Below are 19,656 nucleotides of genomic sequence, written 5' to 3'. Positions count from 1 at the left end.
TTAAGTATATCTTTTTTCCTTAAATTGATATAGTTTAAATTTAAATTGAATTTAAACTTTAATAAAAAGGTCTGATTCCATGAACAAGAAAGTCATTGCTGTTGCTGTGGTCAGTATCATTGTTCTTTTAGCAGTTGTGCTTTTGTTCTTTAATAAAGATAAAAAGACCGAACAGGAACTTACACTCTATGGAAATGTCGATATTCGCCAGATTTCACTCGCTTTTGAACAAACAGGAAGAATCCAGTCCTTATCAGTGCAAGAGGGGGATAAAGTTAAAAAAGGGCAGGTATTGGCAGAATTAAAAACAGATGCTTTGAAGATTCAAGAACAGCAAGCGGAAGCGCAGTTGAATGTACAAAAGCAGGCAATGATTGAGCAAGAAGTAGGAACTCGACCTGAACAAATTACACAGGCAAAAGCACAGCTGGTATCAGCCCAAGCCCAACTAGACAAAGCAAATAAAGATTATCAACGCTTACAGATTTTGAATAAAAGTACCTCTGGCCAAGCGATTAGCAAACAAGAACTAGATTTTGCACAGAGTAATCAAGCTACAGCAGCAGCTTCAGTGAAAGAGCGTGAAGCGAATTTAGCATTACTAGAAAAAGGGGCACGTGCTGAAGATCGTGCTGCGACTAAGGCGCAATATCAGGCAACGCAAGCAAATTTAGATTTAATCAAATACCAACTTACACAAAGTGAGTTGCGTTCACCAGTAGATGCAGTGGTGCGTGCTAGGTTGCAAGAAGCGGGAGATATGACCAACCCTCAGAAAGCAGTTTATACCTTGGCGCTGACTAATCCGAAATGGGTGAGAGTATATGCAAATGAAAAAGATTTAGACTGGATTAAAATGGGATCAGTTGCCCAAATCATTCGAGATACTAAGCCTGATCAACCCATCCAAGGAAAAGTTGGTTATATCTCATCTGTTGCAGAATTTACCCCTAAAACAGTGCAAACAGAAGATATTCGAACAACCTTGGTGTATGAGGTTCGTGTTTATGTAAATGATCCAAATGATCAATTAAAAATGGGGCAGCCTGTCACCGTTAAAATTGCCAAGGACAAGTGAGTGAACGCTGATGAATACTTTGTCTCAAGTGGTGGTGGCGCGTGACTTAACCCAAGTCTTTCCGTCTGAAAATAAAAAAGGGAAAGACATAAATGCACTCCAAGATTTAAATATTACAGTCAAAGCAGGACAGCTTACGGCATTGGTTGGACCCGATGGTGCGGGTAAAACAACTTTTTTGCGCTTGATTGCAGGCTTGTATCAGCCAAGTTCAGGTTCTTTGGAAGTACTTGGAATTGATGTTGCTAAAGATCCTCAATCAGTACAAGACCGAATCAGCTATATGCCACAACGGTTTGGTTTATATGAAGATTTAAGTATTCAAGAAAATTTAGATTTGTATGCAGATTTGCATGGCGTACCTCATGCTGTGCGGAAACAACGATTTGCTCGTTTATTAGAAATTACCGATTTAACCCATTTTACTGAACGCCCAGCAGGGAAACTTTCAGGTGGAATGAAGCAAAAATTAGGTTTGGCTTGTACCTTAGTTCGCTCACCAGAACTGCTATTACTCGATGAGCCGAGTGTCGGTGTTGATCCTTTATCGAGACGAGATTTATGGATCATTATCAAACAATTGGTTCAGGAAGAAAATTTAAGTGTCATCATTAGCACAGCATATATGGATGAAGCAGAACGTTGTTCAGAAGTGTATGTGATGTATGAAGGTAAAATTTTACAACAAGGCACGCCATCTGAGCTTAGTGAAAAAGTAAGAGGTCAAACTTGGCAAGTTGAACCACCAAAACATATGAAAGCAAGGGTCTTACAAGCCCAGTTATTAGATAATCATAAATATATTGTAGATGCCGTTCCTAAAGGCGATGTTGTTCGTTTTATTACTCAACCTATTTACCCTGAATTACCAATAGAATATTTACCTTCAAATGCAGTGGTTACATCTAGAAAACCTGAGTTAGAAGATGCATTTATGAGCTTTTTACATCAAGCTCAACAACAAAAAATTGAAGTTAAAAATAGCAATGACAATGCTTTGCTTGAATCCCAAAAGCAGTTCGCTGAAACACCGCAATCAGCAATTATCGTCAAAGACTTAGTACGAAAATTTGGTGATTTTACCGCAGTTGCAAATACATCCTTTAATGTGCAACGCGGTGAAATTTTTGGGTTATTAGGGCCAAATGGCGCGGGGAAGACAACAACTTTTAGAATGCTATGCGGTTTATTGCCTGCAAGTAGTGGCACTCTAGAAGTTGCTGGAATGAACTTACGCACAGCACGTGCACAGGCGAGGGCAAAAATTGGTTATGTCTCTCAGAAATTCGCTTTATATAGCAATTTAACGGTACTTGATAATTTAAAATTTTTTGGTGGTGCTTATGGTTTATCTGGAAAGAAGCTTAACCAACAAATAGACAAAGCACTGCATCAATTTCAATTACAGCCACATGCTAAAAGTGGTGATTTACCGAATGGATTTAAACAGCGTTTGTCGATGGCTGCGGCTTTATTGCATCAGCCTGAGATTATCTTTTTAGATGAGCCTACTAGTGGGATTGACCCTTTGGCAAGGCGTTCTTTTTGGTACAGCATAGGAGAGCTCGCTAATCAAGGGATTACCATTATTATTACTACGCATTTTATGGAAGAGGCTGAATATTGTGATCGAATTGCGATTCAAGATGCTGGAAAATTATTAGCACTTGGTTCACCAAAACAAGTTCGGCAAATGGCAGGTGAAACGAGCCATAGTGATATGAACCGTGCATTTATGTCTATTGTTGAACAAGCACGTTCTCGTAAGCAGGAGCATACATAATGAGTATCTCTGTAGCTCGCTTGATGGCATTAATCAAAAAAGAAACACATCAATTATTACGAGATAAAAGCAGTTTAGCGATAGGACTGATTTTACCGATTATCCTGATTTTACTGTTCGGTTATGGCTTATCTTTCGATTTAAATAACGGACGTGTCGGTGTGGTCGTCCAGAACGTAACGCCACAGAGTAATCAGTTAATTTCAGGCTTGAATGGAACGCGATATATAACAGCAGTGCCTTATACAAGTTTTGCCCAAGCTGAACAAGCGATGGGACGGGCTGAGATTGATGCGATTGTAAATGTTCCTGCTGACTTTGCTCAAGCCAGTACCAATCAAGCTGCGACCATTCAAATCATTACTAATGGGCGATCGACCAGTATTGCTTCAGCTTTGCAAGGCTATATTTCTGGTGCCCTAACAACAGCTCAAGCGATCCAGTCTGATCGTCAAAATATGCAGGTTTCAAATGGAGTGATCAGTGTTGAACAAAGGATTTGGTTTAATGAATCTGCAAATAGCACTTGGTTTTTAGTTCCAGGCTTGATTGTTCTGATCCTCACTTTAATTGGTGCTTTTTTAACAGGTTTATTAATCGCAAGAGAAAGAGATCGCGGAACGTTAGAGGCATTATTTGTCACACCAGTACGGCCACTAGAAATTGTACTTGCCAAATTAACGCCTTATATCGTGATTGGCATGATAGATATTGGCGTGTGTTTATTGGCAGCGGCATTTATTTTTGATGTGCCGATTCGAGCTTCATTGACGTCAATTATCAGTGCTTCATTTTTATATTTATTGGTTTCGTTGTTAATGGGACTGACGATTTCAGGCGCTTCTAAAAGCCAATTTCAAGCCAGCCAAATTGCTTTGTTGGCGAGTTTTATGCCTGCCATGATGCTCTCAGGATTTGTATTTGATACGCGAAACTTACCTTTTTTAGTACAGCTCATTAGTCAAATTATTCCTGCAACGCACTTTATGACCTTGATCAAAACGTTGTTTTTAGGTGGCGATGATTGGTATTTATGGACGAAAGAATGTGCAATCTTACTGCTTTATGCCGCACTATTTACATTTGCATCATGTTTATCATTAAAAAAGAGATTGAGGTAATAACATGATTCAAAAAATAGTCGTGTGGTTAAATTATCTCTTGGTTTTAGTGAAGAAAGAATTCTTCACTATTTTTAGTGATCCTGCAAATCGAATTATTTTATTTGTGCCAGCGCTGATGCAGGCATTATTGTTTGGCTATGCTGCAAGTTATGATGTCAATCATGTGGACTATGCCGTCTTAGATCAAAGCAAAGGACAAGTTTCACAGCAATTATTATCTCATCTTGATGGTTCAGGTATTTTTAATCGAACGGCTACGCTCGATAATGCCACTCAGATCAAAACTGTGGTCGATGATCGTACTGCTTTGGCCGTCATTAGTATTCCTTCAGATTTTGAAGACAAACTAACTCAAGGCGAAGTTTCTCCGATACAGGTGATTTTAGACGGTCGAAATTCATCAACGGCAGCTATGGCTTGGTCTTATATCAATAGTGTCGTTGCAAAAGTAAATCAGGAGCGCTTAGGGCAAGCATCAGTCAACTTAGAGGTACGAACTTGGTATAACCCAAATCAGGAATCACGTTGGGGGATTATGCCATCGTTAATTGCCGCATTAAGTATGATGCAAACATTATTGCTATCCTCACTTTCGGTAGCACGAGAAAGAGAACAAGGAACTTTTGACCAGCTATTAGTAACGCCTTATACACCGATTCATATCATGGTCGGTAAGGCTTTGCCGCCTATTTTTGTTGGGTTGATGCAATCAACTATTATTCTTTGCATCATTTTATTTTGGTTTCAAATTCCAATGAATGGCTCCTTAACTCTGCTTTATTTTGGCTTATTGTTTTTTAATATTGCTGTTGTTGGAGTTGGACTGTCCATTTCAGCAATTTCTCTCAATATGCAACAAGCAATGTTATTTACATTCTTTATTATCATGCCATTAATGTTGTTATCTGGTTTGTTGACACCAGTTCAGAATATGCCACATGCGCTAGAGATTGCGACTTATGCGAACCCACTCCGTTTTGGAATTGATCTTGTACAGCGAGTGTATTTAGAGGGGGCAACGTTTTCACAAGTGAAGTGGGATTTTGTACCGATGTTTGTACTCGCGATAATCACATTACCTTTAGCTGCATGGCTGTTTAGAAATCGATTGTCTTAGGTCTTTTGAAAAATGATTGGCTGTCTGTTATAGCTTTTTAATCAGATTCTGTACCTACAGGTTGGAGATTGAAATGGGCACAATAAACATAAGCTAGTTTTATGTTGAGGTGTGAAGGTGAGCTTTTTAAGAAAGAAAAATAATGCGAGCTTTGTTTTTATTATTATTACACTCTATGCCTTTTTGGGTTTTGGTGTGGGTTATATCATTTGGGAGTTTTTTCTCTGATTTATAATGGTTAGTTTCTCATTGAAAAATCGTAGGCGGCTTTAAAAAGCGTAAGATATTAAACGTGTCGTTAAGAAATGTGTGCGAAAAGACAGTGAGCTTGAGTGCTAAAAATATCGTATCGATATTCTGAACATTGGATAAATTGAGTATAGATTCCAATACACAGATTGACTAAAGTATCACTCGAAAATATCTTTATCGAGTGATTTATGCGCGGTCTTTATCTCATTACCAATGATGATCCAATACAATTATTATTAGAAAAATTAGATGTTGCGTTATCGACTGGGCAGGTTGCCATTTTACAGTATCGCCGTAAAAAAATAGCAAAACTAGATCAGTCATTAGAAGTGCAACAGATCAAAGCACTTTGTGAAAAGCATCAAGTCCCGTTTGTCATTAATGATGATTTAGACTTGGCTGAACAGTTTGGTTTAGGTGTACATCTTGGACAATCTGATGGTGAAATAAGTGATGCTGCTGCGCGTTTACCGAAAGGTGTGATTATTGGTCGTACCTGCTTAAACTCACTGGAATTGGCTGAAAAGGCGATTGCTGATGGTGCAACTTATGTAGCCTTTGGTGCGGTTTATGCCACCTCAACCAAACCAGAGGCGGGTAATGTCGGCGTCGAAGTCATTAAACAAGCTAAACAAAAATTCGCTGTACCAATTTGTGCGATTGGTGGTTTGACCGTTGAAAATTCTCAAGTGGTGATTGAGGCAGGTGCAAGCCTTTGTGCGGTAATTAGTGATATATTAGGGCGATCAACAGCCGAAATTCCTGCTCGTGTAAATGCATGGGCAACGTTATTTGACTAATTATATGTATCCGTTTTGCGGAACTTTTATTGTTTCTCGGAACGGCAACGTTCCTCGTCCTCGATTTTAGGTTGAGTCTTTTATGAGCTTATCTCCAAAGCAAGAACAGCTATTTAAACAAGCAAATAAACATATTCCAGGTGGTGTAAATTCACCTGTACGTGCATTTAACGGTGTTGGTGGTACGCCTGTCTTTATTGAAAAGGCAAAAGGTGCGTATTTATGGGATGTTGATGGTAAGCGCTATGTGGACTATGTCGGTTCATGGGGGCCAATGATTTTGGGTCACGCGCATCCAGATATTATTCAAGCAGTACAAATTGCTGCGGAAGATGGCTTAAGCTTTGGTGCGCCAACGGTATACGAAACCACTTTAGCAGATACCATCTGCGAGATCATGCCTTCAATCGAATTGGTGCGTATGACCAGTTCGGGTACAGAAGCGACCATGACGGCGATTCGTCTGGCACGTGGTTATACGGGTCGTGACAAGATTGTAAAGTTTGAAGGCTGCTACCACGGTCATTCGGATTCATTATTAGTGAAAGCAGGTTCAGGCTTATTGACTTTAGGGGAAGGAGAACCAACCTCAAAAGGTGTGCCAGCTGATTTTGCAAAACATACCTTAACGCTGCCGTATAATAATATCGAAGCATTGAAAGAATGCTTTAGTAAATTTGGTCATGAAATTGCAGGCGTGATCATTGAGCCTGTTGCAGGCAACATGAACTTGGTAACGCCAATCGATGGTTTCTTGCAAGCGATCCGTGATGTCTGTGATGAATACAAATCAGTCTTTATCATTGATGAAGTGATGACCGGTTTCCGTGTCGCTTTAGGTGGTGCTCAATCGGTCTATAACGTTAAACCTGACTTGACCACGTTGGGTAAAATCATTGGTGCAGGCTTACCTGTCGGTGCTTTTGGTGGTAAACGTGAAATTATGGAATGCATCGCACCTTTAGGTGGTGTTTATCAAGCAGGTACATTGTCAGGCAACCCATTGGCTATGCGCGCGGGTATTGCAATGTTTAAACATTTACGTGAACCAGAGTTTTATGACAAGCTCGCTGCTCAGTTAGCAAAATTACTTGCAGGTTTGCAGACGGCCGCAGACGAAGCAGGGATTCCATTCAAGACCCAGCAAGTGGGTGGCATGTTTGGTTTGTATTTTACAGATCAAGATGACATTACTAGCTTTGATTCAATGTTGGCTTGTGATGTTGAAGCCTTTAAGAAATTCTTCCATGGCATGTTAAAGCGTGGTGTCTATCTCGCACCATCTGCATTTGAAGCTGGATTTATTTCATCAATGCATTCAGATCAAGATATTGCAGACACTATTCAGGCAGCAAAAGAAACTTTTGCGGAAATGAAATAATGCTATGATGCATACAGAAGCCCGATTCATTCGGGCTTTTTTTATGGATGTATTTTAATTGAGCTGAATAGAGAGCTTAACAGGTTTAAAAATAATGCTTGATCGCAACGGAATCTTACTGAAGTCTCATTTATTTGTACGATAAAACTAAGCTAAGAATAGCAATAAATATAAAGAATCTTTACTGTACCATTGAGTAAAATATGCTTGAATAATCCACTATATTGTGTTTGCCCTTGGCTACTCCTAAGCGTGGATATATGGGCTTAGGCAGGCTGTAAGATAGTGCTGATAATATAATTTTAAACAAACTTTTTATAAGAAACTCATAGGAATGGAGTAACGGATGAAAACTAAACATTATTTAACTGCTGCGGATGTAGAAATTCTGGTTGATGCAGCATCACAATATGCAACAGAACATAGCTTTAATGTCAGTATTGCAGTGGTTGATGAAGGTGGAACGCTGCTGATGATGAAGCGTATGGATGGTGCATCCGTATTATCGACCGAAATTTGTCAAGAAAAAGCAAAATCAGCTGCTGTTAGCCGTAGAGCAACCAAAGTATCAGAAGATATGATCCGTGATGGTAAAATTGGCTTTTTAACCATAAATGCTGCAAACGGCATGTTAGAAGGTGGTGAGCCGATTGTTTATCAAGGGCAGGTGGTAGGGGCTGTTGGTATTTCAGGTGTACAATCTTTTCAAGATGCAGAAATTGCTCAGCATGCGATTCAACAATTCCTAGAGCAACAGACCTAAATCATCATTTAAATTCAATTCTGGATGAAATATCGAGAGAAACACGAAAAAAAAGAGTAAAAATACGTGTCATGCATTGTAATTCAGCGCCAAGCTTTTTATGATTGCCCGCTTGTTTTCATCCAGTCGTTGGAAGGCTACCTTGAGTGATTTTCTAAGTGAACATTTGATTCATCGTGATGAAGATTTTATGGTCATCCATAAACCAGCAGGCTTACTGACCGTGCCAGGGAAAACACCTGATTTACAAGATTGTTTGATCAATCGCTTATTAGAACTAGAACAAAAAACTTTACTGATTCATCGTTTAGATCGTGATACCTCTGGCATCTTAGTGTTTGGTTTGTCTAAATTTGGACAGAGTAATATTTCACGCCAATTCCAAGATCGTCAAACCTCAAAAATTTATCAAGCTTTGGTTGCAGGACATTTAGAAGGTCAGGACACTGTAGATATGCCTGTGATTTATGACCCAAGTCGCCCGCCATTACATATCGTTGATGCATCTCATCACAAACCTGCATTAACCGAATGGCAAGTGATCGAACATCTAGAAATTCAAGGACAAGCTGTAACTCGAGTCAAATTGATTCCGATTACAGGACGTTCACATCAGCTTCGTGTGCATATGCAGTATCTAGGTCATCCGATTCTTGGTGATACCCTATATGCCACATCTGAACAGCAGCAGCTTTACGATCGATTGTGTTTACATGCAACACAATTGAGTTTCGCTCATCCTAAAACTAGTGCACAACTTAGCTTTGATTGTGCAGTGCCGTTTTAGTCTAAAACTTTTTTATGAAACACGATGTGATGCACGCTATTTGATCGTGCTTTGTGTCAAAATACATTGTTGAAAACTACATAAAATGCCTTAAATTTAATCTGATTTAAGGAATACAATATGTGGGCTAACTTGAGATAAAGGTGGAAAAATTGCAGCAGTTTGCTATTGGTCAACGTTGGTTATCAGATACAGAAACTGAACTTGGTTTAGGTGTTCTTATTGATGTCGATGAACGTTCTATCAGCATTTTATTCCCTAAAAGTGATGAAACTCGTGTCTATGCACGAAACAATGCGCCTTTATCTCGCATCATCTTTAACGTTAATGATGAAGTACAAGACCAAGAAGGCATCAAGTGGACTGTTGAGTCGATTGAAGACCGTCATGGTGTCCTCCGTTATGATGTAGTTCGTACACTGGAAAATGGCGAACAAGAACGCAAGTCACTGAACGAAACCCGTATCGGTGCGCAAATCCAGCTGTCAAAACCTTTAGAGCGTTTGTTAGCTAGCCAAGTCGATTATAAAGAGTGGTATGACCTCCGCATTGAAGCAATGTTGTTGCAAGCGCAAATGCATACGAGTCCTTTACGTGGATTCCTTGGTGCACGTGTCGGTTTAATTCCGCATCAGCTTTATATTGCACATGAAGTCGGTAAGCGTTTTGCTCCGCGTGTTTTACTGGCTGATGAAGTTGGCTTGGGTAAAACCATTGAAGCGGGTTTAATTATCCACCAGCAACTCAAAACAGGCCGTTCAGAACGTATTCTAATTTTAGTGCCTGATTCACTGCAATATCAGTGGATGATTGAAATGCGTCGCCGTTTCAATTTGCAATTCTCTCTATTTGATTTAACCCGTACTGCTTCGATCAAAGAACATGATCCTGATTTGAATCCGTTCTTGACTGAACAATGCATTATTGCCAGCGTCGACCTGATGGTTGACCATGATGACTTGCGTGAGCAGGCGATGGAAGCTGGTTTTGATCTATTAGTTGTCGATGAAGCACATCATTTGATGTGGAGTGAAGAAGAAGGCGGCAATGATCGTTATGATCTAGTCGAAGAACTTGCAGAGCAAACTGCGGGTGTTTTATTACTCACTGCAACACCTGAACAGTTAGGTGTAGAAAGTCATTTTGCACGTTTACGTTTACTCGATCCGCAACGTTTTAGTAGCTTAGATCGTTTCCTCGACGAAGAAGAACAATATCAACAAACAGCAAAAGTTGCTGAAGTGTTGATGTCTGATGATCCATTAACAGAAGAGCATCTTACTGCATTGGATGGCTTATTGGGTCATCGTATTGAAGATCAGCCTGAACAGCGTATGCGTGCGATTCACGAATTATTGGATCGTCATGGTACAGGTCGTATTTTGTTCCGTAATACCCGTGAAGCGATTCAAGGCTTCCCAGGTCGTGATTGCCAACCTGCACCTTTGCCTGCACCAGATGACTGGTCGTTTGATGGCAAAATGCGTGAGCAAATGTGGCCAGAAGAAGGTCAACTTGATGGCGCGTGGATGGAAAATGATCCGCGTGTGCCTTGGTTGATGGAGGTTTTGCGTAAAGATTTAAAACATAAAAAAGTGTTGTTGATTGCGCGTAGTGGGCCAGTGGTTGAAGCATTAGAAAATGTTTTGCGTTTACATGCGGGCATTCGTACCGCGATGTTCCACGAAGGCATGAGCTTATTAGAGCGTGACCAAGCTGCAGCATATTTTGCAGAAGACAGCTATGGCGCACAGATTCTTCTTTGTTCGGAAATTGGTTCTGAAGGACGTAACTTCCAGTTTGCCAGTGATTTGATTTTATTTGATTTGCCTGCAAACCCTGATGTACTTGAACAGCGTATTGGTCGTTTAGATCGTATCGGTCAAGAAAACCGTATTCAAATTCACGTGCCTTATCTCATGGGTACAGCGCAAGAGCGTATGTTCCGTTGGTATAACGAAGCACTTAATATTTTCAGCAATATTTCTCCTACGGCACAAACGCTACAAGAAAACTTTATTGTTGAACTGAAAGACTGCTTATTGGCGGATCAAGGTCAGACTTTTGAAGATTTACTTGAAGAAGTGAATGTACAACGTCAAGCATTGGAAGCTGAATTACAAGCAGGTCGTGACCGTTTGCTTGAGTACAACTCTTGCCGTCCTGTTGTAGCGCAGGGCATTGTTCAAGCGCTTGAAGATTATGATGACAACACCACTTTGCCGATGTTTGTGAAGCGTTTTATGTCATCAACCAATATCGATTTTGATGAGCAAAGTAACGGTACAGTGATCATTAAACCAACGGATCAAATGCAAGTTCAAGGTTTGACTTTGGATGAAGAAGGCATGACGGCGACCTTCTATCGTGATCAGGCACAGATTCGTGAAGATGCTCAGTATTTGACTTTGGAACACCCATTTATTGAAAGTGTGATGGAAATGATCCGTACACAGTCATTTGGTAGTACCAATGTTGCGTTGCTGAAATCAAATGCATTGAAGCAGGGTTCAGTCTTACTTGAGGTTTGGTTTAAGGTTGATGTAGTTGCACCAAAAGCTTTGAATTTACCAGCAAGTTTGCCAAAGCAATTGATCCGTGTATTACTTAGTGAAAATGGTCAAGACTTGTCTGCGAAGATTGATCCAAGCATTTTGCGTCCATATTTACATCATTTAGATGGTAATAGCTGTCGTCAAGTGGTGAAAGCACGCCGTGAAGTGATTGAATCACGTTATGCACAGGCGCTGGATATTGCCAAAGAATCATTACCAGAGTTGATGCAACAAGCGAAAGAGCATTACAGCTGTAAATGGCAATATGAAATTGACCGTTTAGCTTACCTAAAGCAATTTAACCCAAGTATTCGCCAAGATGAAATCGAGCGTTTACAGAAGTTCCAAAAAGAAGGGTTAGGCTTACTTGATAGTTTGTCTGTGGCACCAGAAGCAATTCAAGTCTTAGTTGTAGTTAAACCTTAACTGAGATAGAAACAAAAAAAGAGGACAATTGAGTCCTCTTTTTTATTTGCTAAAAAATAATTAGCTTTGCTCAATATTGGCTTCCAAGAACCATAAATATTGATCAAGGTCTTCTAAAGCTGCATGAATAATATCTTCCGAAATTGGATCTTTAATTTCATCAATCGTATCGCGTAAATGATTCGCAACGACACCATAACGATCAGCAAGCTCTTTCAGATGATCTTGAACTGCATGAATTGCCACAGGATATGGCTTTAAATGCGACGTTTCAGATACTGTCTGGGTTGTACCCAAAGCTGTACCACCGATTTGTACTGCACGTTCAGCGACATTATCTAAGTGGGTAATAATTGAAGTACGGAACATATCTAACATTTCATGCACTGCGATGAAATTACTACCACGCATGTTCCAATGCGCTTGCTTGGTTAATAATGATAAATCGATAAGATTGGCAAGAATTTGATTTAATATTTTTACAGTCGCTTCTTTAATCGAATCATCTAAATTATTACGTGTATAAACTTTTAAATTTTTCGCTGCTGAAGAATTCATAGTTACCTCATTCAGTTATCGTTTGTGAAACACAGTGAATAAAAACTATTTATTTCATATTTAGAGTAAGCCGTGAGCGGCCAGATGAGTGTTCGAATTGTTAAGCCTTTTGTAAATTATAGTGAGTTTAAATACCTTTTTTGAAGTGATTACAGCATCTTAGGTTAAAGTAGACTGATCTAAGATAAATGTTAAATAGCACCGATAAAATCGGTAGCCAATTTGACTTTCAAATGAAGAGATAGAACAAATGGAAAATGAAAAAGATAAAGCAACCATTGTTATTAATGATCATCCAGAACAAGAGAAGATTGAGGTTTTAAAAGAAAAGTTACGCTATAAGCAAGCGTTACGTGAAAATTCTAAAAAGATAGATCATAAGCTCGTTCGTCTCAATATTCAGGCAGATGCATTACCCACCAAAACATTTTTTATTATGAATGCTTTGGCTGCTGTAATCGCAGGTTATGGTCTACTCGCTGATTCTTCTGCTGTGGTGATTGGTGCGATGCTTGTGGCAATGATGCTTGGTCCGATTTCAGGGATTGCGCTATCTTTTATTGATAATCGTTGGATCTTATTCGTCACGGCATTAAAGACCTTAGCACTTGGCGTGGCAATGATTTTTGGAATAGGGGTAATATTGGGGCTTATTAATTTTAATATGCCGCTAACACATGAAATTCTATCCCGTACTCAACCGAATGTGATCGATCTAATGATTGCACTGGCAGGGGGAGCTGCTGGGGCATTTGCATCAGTTTCGCCACGATTATCGGTTGCTGTTGTTGGGGTTGCCGTTGCTACAGCACTTGTTCCACCTTTGGTTGCAAGTGGTATTCTACTTGCACATTGGGATTTACGTCTCTCTGCGAATGCTTTGTTATTGGCGTTTACCAATATTATCGCAATTCAAATTAGTTCTTCTTTGGTGTTATGGATCGCAGGTTTTAGACGCGGATCAGACGAGGAGGTACAAAGTAATGTAATAGAATTTATTAAACGAAACTTTGTGAGCTTACTGTTTTTACTGGTTCTCGGTGTGTATTTAACTGCAAACTTTTTGCATATGATTCAAAAGCAAATTTACGAAACCAAAGCACGTACCGCAATCATTTCGACGTTAAATAAGAATAATAATATTATCGATAAAATACAGTTCGATGCTCAAAGTGAATATACCTTAGCCCGTGTGGTGGTCGAGGGCGATACAGTACCAAGTTCGATGGAAATTCAAAAATTAAATGAGGTTTTGCCGAAAGACACCAAAAAGAAACCCACTATTGTTCAGGTTCGATTTGTACCTGTGCAAATTATTCAGGCAGGGGATAAGCAAACATTGAATTTGAGTGATCGAGCTGCTAAGCGCTTAATCACTCAATAATGAATGAAAGAATATTGAGAAGACTTAACGAATACTTGCTTCATCTAAATGACGAGCGCCTTCTAAGATCATGCGAATCATAATCATGGTTTGTTCCGCAACTTCCATGCGTTGCTCAGAAGGAATATCAATAACGCGTGCGCCCATGTTGAATACGAGTTGCGTAATTGCTTTGGCTACAAGGTCAGCATGGCTGATTTTGCTATCATTCATTTGTTCTAAACGAATTAAATCTTCTTGGAGTTCTTGTTGAAAGAAATTAAGCTGACGATCAACCGCAGCTTTGTACGAGGTTGAACCTGTGTAGCCTTCACGAAGCAATAAACTTAAATTTCCTTCATCCGCATCAAGTTGTTGAATAAATACTTCAACTGAGCTGCGGATAATACTGTGCTGCATTGATGCCTGTAAGCGTGCTTCACGAATAATTTTACGTAGCACTAAACCAGAACGATCAATCAAAGCAATGGCTAGTTCATCAATATCTTTGAAATGACGATAAAAGCTATTTGGAGCAATACCAGCTTCACGCGCTATTTCACGTAAGCTCAATGAAGCAATGCTTTTTTGCGGGCCAATTAGATTCAAAGTTGCTTGGAATAACTCTTCTTTCGTAATTGTTGCTTTTCTGCCAACTGAACGTACTGGTGTTTTCATCGCGATGACATCTTGTTCATTTAATGTGTCTGAGCCGAGCGGTAAAAAAGAAGAATGAACCATTGTTTTCAAAATATAAGTAAGCTAGTCGGGATTATAGCTGTAGTCGATGAACTTGTGAAATGTAAATTTTTATACGAGTGTATATACAAATATATATACATATGTATAATAATTAAAAAACGATCAGAGTTATCGCTCATGCAAGCAGTCGAAAAGAGAATTTCTCTATTCAATTCATTAGCTCAAAGCGTAATGAATAGTCATGACACCAATTTTTGGTTACAGAAAATTAATCCTTTATGGTCTGTAAATCAGCCACTTGCCAAAATCGTAAAAAAACAAATTGTGGCAAAAGATACGGTTAGTCTTATTTTGCAATGCAATCAGCATGTTAAACATGGCGTAGCAGGGCAACATCATCCTGTCACTGTAGAGATTGCTGGTCGCCATTATGAGCGCACCTATAGCATGATGCAATTAGATCATGATCATCTGTGTTTAACTGTGAAAAAAGTAGACCAAGGTGTAGTCAGTTCATGGTTGGTCGAGCAGAGTCAAGTTGGAAATATTTTACGTTTGGGTCAACCTTACGGGGATATGCAACAACATATTCAAACCCCTCATTTGTTATTGCTTGCAGCGGGAAGTGGTATTACACCGATGTTGAGTTTAGTTGAAGGTTTGAGCCAGTCAAAGCAACTTAAAACAACAACGGTCAAACTCATGTACTGGGTTAAAACCAATGAAGATGCTGCTTATGTTGATTATTTGACTGAAATTAAAGAAAATTTTCCTAATTTTAGCTATCAGGTTTTCTATACCCAAGCTCAAGATCAACGTTTGAATCAATCGCATGTAGATCAACTTGAAAACTTAGATAACACAACTGTTTATGCATGTGGCCCATCAGGGTTTGCGGCAACAGCTGAAGCATTATTGAGCCATGCTGCTGCGATTCAAACAGAAGCCTTTAGTTTGAGCCAGTTCGATGCTGATTTAACTGATACAGGTTTTATTAACGTCACATTGACGAAATCGAATAAAACAGTTGCGATTCCGAAAGGACAGTCGATTTTATCAAGTTTAGAACAGCAAGGTATCAAGCCAAATCATGGTTGCCGTATGGGTATTTGTAATAAATGTGCATGTAATAAAGCTCAAGGTGCGACACGAAATTTATTGAATGGTGCTGCCAATCAAGAACCTACTCAGTTATTAAAAATTTGTGTGAATTCAGCTCAATCAGATCTTGTGATTGATCTATAAGAGAGAAATTAACAATGAATATGCCTGTTAAAATTGAATTTTTTAAAAATCCAAAAAATCGTGATTTAACTGCCGCAGAGTTAGATGCTTTCGCTCGTGAATTAGATCAGATCAAGCAAGATGTTTTAGATGACTTGGGTGAAAAAGATGCAAAATACATCCGCCGTGTCTACTCTACGATCCGTTATAGCAGCTTTTTAGGCCGTGCTTTGCTATTTGCTGGATGGTTCCCACCAGCATGGTTATTAGGTACGGGGTTATTAGGTTTCGCCAAAATTATGGAAAACATGGAGTTAGGTCATAATGTCATGCACGGTCAGTATGATTGGATGAATGATCCAAAGTTTAATGGTCAAACCTATGAATGGGATACCGTTGGAACTTCTGACAACTGGAGACAAACGCATAACTTTAAGCATCATACTTATACCAATGTAAAGGGTATGGATGATGATGTGGGTTATGGGGTATTTCGTCTATTTCCAGAACAGCGTTGGAACAAATTTACTTTAATCCAACCGATGTATATCGTACCGTTCAGTTTGCTCTTCCAATGGGGTGTTGCCATTCAAAATCTTGAATTGGGTAAAGTGCTGTATAAACGCAAAACGATGGCGCAATTTAAGCGTGAATGGCAGCCAGCCCAAAAGAAAATAGCGAAGCAACTTTTTAAAGATTATGTATTTTTCCCATTGATCGCTGGACCTTCGGCGCTTCCTGTATTGACAGGTAATTTAGTGGCGAATGGCATTCGTAATGTATGGACTTTCAGCATCATTTTCTGTGGTCACTTTACCAAAGAAGTTGAAGTATTCCCGAAATCGGTCATACAAGATGAAAGCCGTGGACATTGGTATATGCGTCAAATTCGAGGTTCATCGAATTTGACGGGTTCGGAAGCGTTTCATATTTTGACAGGGCATTTAAGCCATCAAATAGAACATCATTTATTTCCTGATATTCCTGCGCGTCGCTATCGCCAAGTCGCGCCTAAAGTGCAAGCTGTCTGTGAAAAATATGGTTTGCATTATAATAATGCTAGTTTTGTAAAACAGTTCGGTGAAGTTGTCGGGCGTATTTTTAAATATGCATTACCATTTAAAAAGTAAAAACAGAATAATAAAAAGCCCTGACTTAATGTTCGGGGCTTTTTATTATTTTTTCTTAGAAATCCACATTGTGATTGTCGCGTGGAAAACCTTTTCATTGTGTTGATCAAGTACATCGACATTCACCAGATATTCTCCAGCCTTATCCCAGTCATAATGACTTTCAACAGGTGTTGCTACTGCAATTAAGTCTGTTTCTGCTTTCTTTAAATATTCAACGGTCATCCCTTTCGGAATCCAGCGATGAGTTGCAGGCACAGTCACTTCTGTCATTGTTCCACCTGCGAGTTCTGCCATATTGCACATTGCAATCGCATGAATTGTGCCGATGTGATTGAGCACTGAGCGCTTTTTCTTAATCGATATTTTACAAGAGTTTGGTTTTAGCTCTTCAAATAATGGGGAAATGCTACTGAAATAAGGTGCTTTTAAGCAGAGCATTCGAGTGAACGTCCACTTTCCAGCAGGTAATGCTGATACTTTATTCCATAATTCTAAAGTTGAAGCCATTGAATTTCTCACTAACAGAATTAAATTCTAATACAGAATATAATTCTGTTTACAAATAATGGTCAAGTCATACACAATAGTTCCGACGGTTGGCTATTTAAAATTTACTATGCATATGGCTCAGCAATTATTAGAACGTTTATATCCTCAACGCAGATCATTGCTCAAAAGGAAAATTTTGTCAGATGCATTGTCATGTTTTCTTGAGTTCGGTTTGGATACCACCAGTATTGAGATGATTCGGGACAAATCGGAAAGTAGTGTAGGTGCGATTTATCATCATTTTAAAAATAAAGAAGGCATCATTGCAGCATTGGTATTCGCTGCTTTAGATGATCAAGCTTGTTTACGCGAGCAATATTTAGAGGAGGCGCAATCATTACAAGATGTGATTTCTGCATTGATTTATAGCTATGTTGATTGGGTATCTGATCAACCGCAATTCGCAAAGTTTTTATTATTAGCTCATTTCAGTGTCATGCAAAGTGAGTATAAACAGGTATTAAGCGAAAAAAACAAAACAAGAAATCAAAATATTATGGCTCATGTTTCACGCTATTCAGATTTTGAATCATTTAAAAATATACCGATTGAACTTATGATGTCTTTGGTGATTGGGGCAACTGAAAGTTATTGTCGTGCTTGGTTGTCTAAAAAAGTGGTTGCTGATCCGAAAGCGTATCGGGAGATGTTGGCACAAGCAGCGTGGGATTCTTTGCAGGGTTTAAGCAATCAATATAAAACGATTGAGAAACATCATTCGGGTGAAACGTTATGACAGCATTAGAGCAAAAGCAACTATTTAATGGCGTTTGTCTATGTGGGGCAATCAAATTTCAATTTCATATCCCTAAAATTAAAACGATTTGTCGTTGTTATTGTAGTTTATGCCGTAAGCAGAGTGGAGCAGCCTCGAACACGGCGACCTTCATCTTGTCAGAACAGTTTGGTTGGCAACAAGGTCAGCAATTCATTCGGACGTATGTCAAAGCAACAGGCTTTACCAGTTCGTTTTGTACAGAATGTGGTTCGCCTGTACCTAATGCATTAGGCTGTAATCCAAAAATTATGTGGATTCCTTTAGGTTTGATTGAACAAGATTTTATCCCCGAGAAAGAATTGAATTTTTGTATGAACTCACAAGCGAATTGGAGTAAAAATCATACCGTATCGTTTGAATTTGATGAACTGCCAATGGGTGCGGAGTTCCAAGGTTACTTTGAGTTGAATAAATAAAAAGCAGAAGACAACAGTCTTCTGCTTTTTAGATAAATTATTGTATTTATTTGAATTGAATAGAACCATTCGCATTCACAGTGATTTTTGATTCACCAGCTGCCATATCTTGTGCAGGTGCTGCCTCAGCCATTGCAAATTTAGCGACACCACCACGCATCATGGGTTGTGGGAAATAATTACTCGTATTTAAATTAAGGCTGACCAAATTGTATTGTGCTTTATTCCAAGCCTGAGTAATGGCTTGCGCGCGTTGTTGAAAGTTTTTTGAAGCTTCAATCATCAATTCATTTTCAACTTTCTTTCGCTGTTCGTCAGATACAGTAAAGTTGATGGATTGGGTCTGGAAGTTCTGTTGCAATTCGCTGACCAATTGGCTTGCAGCTTTGAAATCTTTACTTTCAAGTTGAATTTCTGCACGAGCACGCCATTCTTTTAGCTTTCTACTGTCATTGTCATAAATTGGATATGTGCTTTGAGCACCTGTTTCCACCTTAACTTGAGGATATTTACGAGCAATCGCTTGTGCTTGGTTCATCAGCTGATTGATCTGATTTGAAAGTTCAGCAGGTTGTTTATTACTTTTCTCAATATATAAAACAGCTTGCATTTCATCGTTGGCAACTTGGCGCGAAGCATCTGCCTGAATATTTACAACGTTATAGTTCAAATCGTTGGTCTCTTGAGCAAAAAGTTGTGGGCTAAGGGTCGCGCCAATCATCAACGTCGCGAGTGCTAAATTACGCATAAAATTTTCCTTAGAATTTCTATTAAAAAAATTATTTTTACAGCTTTGATCCTAAAATGAACTGATGGGGAACTTCTGCATATTTTGTGGTTTCTTTGTAAGAGATTATCTATGTTTTG

At 39.1% G+C, this 19,656-nt stretch carries 19 protein-coding genes; 15 read left to right on the top strand and 4 right to left on the bottom strand.

What is annotated here, in order from left to right; all coding sequences use genetic code 11:
- Window positions 1-79: 79 nt before the first annotated feature.
- The 10 genes from ACF8D3_RS11150 to rapA all read left to right on the top strand — a co-directional run bounded on the left by ACF8D3_RS11150 (window position 80) and on the right by rapA (window position 12,066).
- The gene (locus ACF8D3_RS11150) at window positions 80-1,078 is read left to right on the top strand and encodes an HlyD family efflux transporter periplasmic adaptor subunit (RefSeq protein ID WP_392471534.1); all 999 of its coding nucleotides are present in this window, start codon (window positions 80-82) and stop codon (window positions 1,076-1,078) included.
- A gap of 10 nt (window positions 1,079-1,088) precedes the next feature.
- A complete protein-coding gene (locus ACF8D3_RS11145) occupies window positions 1,089-2,861 on the top strand; it encodes an ATP-binding cassette domain-containing protein (protein ID WP_392471533.1) in 1,773 nt (590 codons plus the stop codon).
- Window positions 2,861-3,982: an ABC transporter permease gene (locus ACF8D3_RS11140; protein WP_392471532.1), complete on the top strand. Its 1,122-nt coding sequence runs from the start codon at window positions 2,861-2,863 to the stop codon at window positions 3,980-3,982. Before ACF8D3_RS11145 ends, ACF8D3_RS11140 begins: the two co-directional genes overlap by 1 nt.
- Window positions 3,983-3,986: 4 nt before the next feature.
- On the top strand, window positions 3,987-5,102 hold the full coding sequence (locus tag ACF8D3_RS11135) for an ABC transporter permease (protein WP_392471530.1): 1,116 nt from the start codon (window positions 3,987-3,989) through the stop codon (window positions 5,100-5,102).
- Between the two features lie 117 nt (window positions 5,103-5,219).
- Window positions 5,220-5,330 carry a hypothetical protein gene (locus tag ACF8D3_RS11130; protein WP_392471529.1) on the top strand — a complete coding sequence of 37 codons (111 nt, stop codon included), beginning with the start codon at window positions 5,220-5,222 and terminating at the stop codon, window positions 5,328-5,330.
- Between the two features lie 212 nt (window positions 5,331-5,542).
- A complete protein-coding gene (gene thiE, locus ACF8D3_RS11125; RefSeq protein ID WP_392471528.1) occupies window positions 5,543-6,154 on the top strand; it encodes a thiamine phosphate synthase in 612 nt (203 codons plus the stop codon).
- A gap of 82 nt (window positions 6,155-6,236) precedes the next feature.
- A complete protein-coding gene (gene hemL, locus ACF8D3_RS11120; protein ID WP_392471527.1) occupies window positions 6,237-7,535 on the top strand; it encodes a glutamate-1-semialdehyde 2,1-aminomutase in 1,299 nt (432 codons plus the stop codon).
- Between the two features lie 346 nt (window positions 7,536-7,881).
- Window positions 7,882-8,298 (top strand): heme-binding protein, encoded by a 417-nt coding sequence (locus ACF8D3_RS11115; protein WP_257736299.1) that lies wholly within the window; start codon window positions 7,882-7,884, stop codon window positions 8,296-8,298.
- Between the two features lie 142 nt (window positions 8,299-8,440).
- On the top strand, window positions 8,441-9,085 hold the full coding sequence (locus ACF8D3_RS11110; RefSeq protein WP_392471526.1) for an RluA family pseudouridine synthase: 645 nt from the start codon (window positions 8,441-8,443) through the stop codon (window positions 9,083-9,085).
- Window positions 9,086-9,228: 143 nt separating this feature from the next.
- Window positions 9,229-12,066 (top strand): RNA polymerase-associated protein RapA, encoded by a 2,838-nt coding sequence (gene rapA / locus ACF8D3_RS11105; RefSeq protein ID WP_392471524.1) that lies wholly within the window; start codon window positions 9,229-9,231, stop codon window positions 12,064-12,066.
- Window positions 12,067-12,126: 60 nt separating this feature from the next.
- On the opposite strand, the gene dps is transcribed toward rapA, so the two are convergent.
- Entirely contained in the window at window positions 12,127-12,624 is a 498-nt protein-coding gene (dps, locus tag ACF8D3_RS11100; protein ID WP_004880945.1) for a DNA starvation/stationary phase protection protein Dps, read from the bottom strand.
- A 250-nt stretch (window positions 12,625-12,874) separates the two neighbouring features.
- Here dps and ACF8D3_RS11095 point away from each other — a divergent pair, with 250 nt between their 5' ends.
- Window positions 12,875-14,008: a DUF389 domain-containing protein gene (locus tag ACF8D3_RS11095; RefSeq protein WP_278396700.1), complete on the top strand. Its 1,134-nt coding sequence runs from the start codon at window positions 12,875-12,877 to the stop codon at window positions 14,006-14,008.
- A 24-nt stretch (window positions 14,009-14,032) separates the two neighbouring features.
- Here the strand turns inward: ACF8D3_RS11095 and fabR are convergent, their stop codons facing one another.
- A complete protein-coding gene (gene fabR / locus ACF8D3_RS11090) occupies window positions 14,033-14,728 on the bottom strand; it encodes an HTH-type transcriptional repressor FabR (protein WP_007481339.1) in 696 nt (231 codons plus the stop codon).
- Window positions 14,729-14,866: 138 nt separating this feature from the next.
- Here fabR and ACF8D3_RS11085 point away from each other — a divergent pair, with 138 nt between their 5' ends.
- Window positions 14,867-15,934, top strand: coding sequence for a ferredoxin reductase (locus ACF8D3_RS11085; RefSeq protein WP_392471521.1), 1,068 nt, complete (start codon window positions 14,867-14,869; stop codon window positions 15,932-15,934).
- Between the two features lie 14 nt (window positions 15,935-15,948).
- On the top strand, window positions 15,949-17,043 hold the full coding sequence (locus ACF8D3_RS11080; RefSeq protein WP_061392829.1) for an acyl-CoA desaturase: 1,095 nt from the start codon (window positions 15,949-15,951) through the stop codon (window positions 17,041-17,043).
- A 45-nt stretch (window positions 17,044-17,088) separates the two neighbouring features.
- Here ACF8D3_RS11080 and ACF8D3_RS11075 read toward each other — a convergent pair whose 3' ends face one another.
- Window positions 17,089-17,553: a hotdog fold domain-containing protein gene (locus ACF8D3_RS11075; protein ID WP_392471520.1), complete on the bottom strand. Its 465-nt coding sequence runs from the start codon at window positions 17,551-17,553 to the stop codon at window positions 17,089-17,091.
- A gap of 109 nt (window positions 17,554-17,662) precedes the next feature.
- Here ACF8D3_RS11075 and ACF8D3_RS11070 point away from each other — a divergent pair, with 109 nt between their 5' ends.
- The gene (locus ACF8D3_RS11070) at window positions 17,663-18,331 is read left to right on the top strand and encodes a TetR/AcrR family transcriptional regulator (RefSeq protein ID WP_392471519.1); all 669 of its coding nucleotides are present in this window, start codon (window positions 17,663-17,665) and stop codon (window positions 18,329-18,331) included.
- Window positions 18,328-18,789: a GFA family protein gene (locus tag ACF8D3_RS11065; RefSeq protein WP_392471517.1), complete on the top strand. Its 462-nt coding sequence runs from the start codon at window positions 18,328-18,330 to the stop codon at window positions 18,787-18,789. Before ACF8D3_RS11070 ends, ACF8D3_RS11065 begins: the two co-directional genes overlap by 4 nt.
- Before the next feature lie 46 nt (window positions 18,790-18,835).
- Here the strand turns inward: ACF8D3_RS11065 and ACF8D3_RS11060 are convergent, their stop codons facing one another.
- A complete protein-coding gene (locus tag ACF8D3_RS11060; RefSeq protein ID WP_061392833.1) occupies window positions 18,836-19,537 on the bottom strand; it encodes an SIMPL domain-containing protein in 702 nt (233 codons plus the stop codon).
- Window positions 19,538-19,656 lie beyond the last annotated feature (119 nt).

The organism is Acinetobacter sp. YQ_14, from assembly GCF_043102985.1.
Taxonomy (GTDB): domain Bacteria; phylum Pseudomonadota; class Gammaproteobacteria; order Pseudomonadales; family Moraxellaceae; genus Acinetobacter; species Acinetobacter venetianus.
This window is presented reverse-complemented; position numbering and strand designations above follow the sequence as displayed.

Bases quoted from the DNA above. Each gene is read 5' to 3' on its own strand.
- ACF8D3_RS11150 (WP_392471534.1), top strand. From the start codon at position 80: ATGAACAAGAAAGTCATTGCTGTTGCTGTGGTCAGTATCATTGTTCTT.
- ACF8D3_RS11145 (WP_392471533.1), top strand. From the start codon at position 1,089: ATGAATACTTTGTCTCAAGTGGTGGTGGCGCGTGACTTAACCCAAGTC.
- ACF8D3_RS11140 (WP_392471532.1), top strand. From the start codon at position 2,861: ATGAGTATCTCTGTAGCTCGCTTGATGGCATTAATCAAAAAAGAAACA.
- ACF8D3_RS11135 (WP_392471530.1), top strand. From the start codon at position 3,987: ATGATTCAAAAAATAGTCGTGTGGTTAAATTATCTCTTGGTTTTAGTG.
- thiE (WP_392471528.1), top strand. From the start codon at position 5,543: ATGCGCGGTCTTTATCTCATTACCAATGATGATCCAATACAATTATTA.
- hemL (WP_392471527.1), top strand. From the start codon at position 6,237: ATGAGCTTATCTCCAAAGCAAGAACAGCTATTTAAACAAGCAAATAAA.
- ACF8D3_RS11115 (WP_257736299.1), top strand. From the start codon at position 7,882: ATGAAAACTAAACATTATTTAACTGCTGCGGATGTAGAAATTCTGGTT.
- dps (WP_004880945.1), bottom strand. From the start codon at position 12,624: ATGAATTCTTCAGCAGCGAAAAATTTAAAAGTTTATACACGTAATAAT.
- ACF8D3_RS11095 (WP_278396700.1), top strand. From the start codon at position 12,875: ATGGAAAATGAAAAAGATAAAGCAACCATTGTTATTAATGATCATCCA.
- fabR (WP_007481339.1), bottom strand. From the start codon at position 14,728: ATGGTTCATTCTTCTTTTTTACCGCTCGGCTCAGACACATTAAATGAA.
- ACF8D3_RS11085 (WP_392471521.1), top strand. From the start codon at position 14,867: ATGCAAGCAGTCGAAAAGAGAATTTCTCTATTCAATTCATTAGCTCAA.
- ACF8D3_RS11080 (WP_061392829.1), top strand. From the start codon at position 15,949: ATGAATATGCCTGTTAAAATTGAATTTTTTAAAAATCCAAAAAATCGT.
- ACF8D3_RS11075 (WP_392471520.1), bottom strand. From the start codon at position 17,553: ATGGCTTCAACTTTAGAATTATGGAATAAAGTATCAGCATTACCTGCT.
- ACF8D3_RS11070 (WP_392471519.1), top strand. From the start codon at position 17,663: ATGCATATGGCTCAGCAATTATTAGAACGTTTATATCCTCAACGCAGA.
- ACF8D3_RS11065 (WP_392471517.1), top strand. From the start codon at position 18,328: ATGACAGCATTAGAGCAAAAGCAACTATTTAATGGCGTTTGTCTATGT.
- ACF8D3_RS11060 (WP_061392833.1), bottom strand. From the start codon at position 19,537: ATGCGTAATTTAGCACTCGCGACGTTGATGATTGGCGCGACCCTTAGC.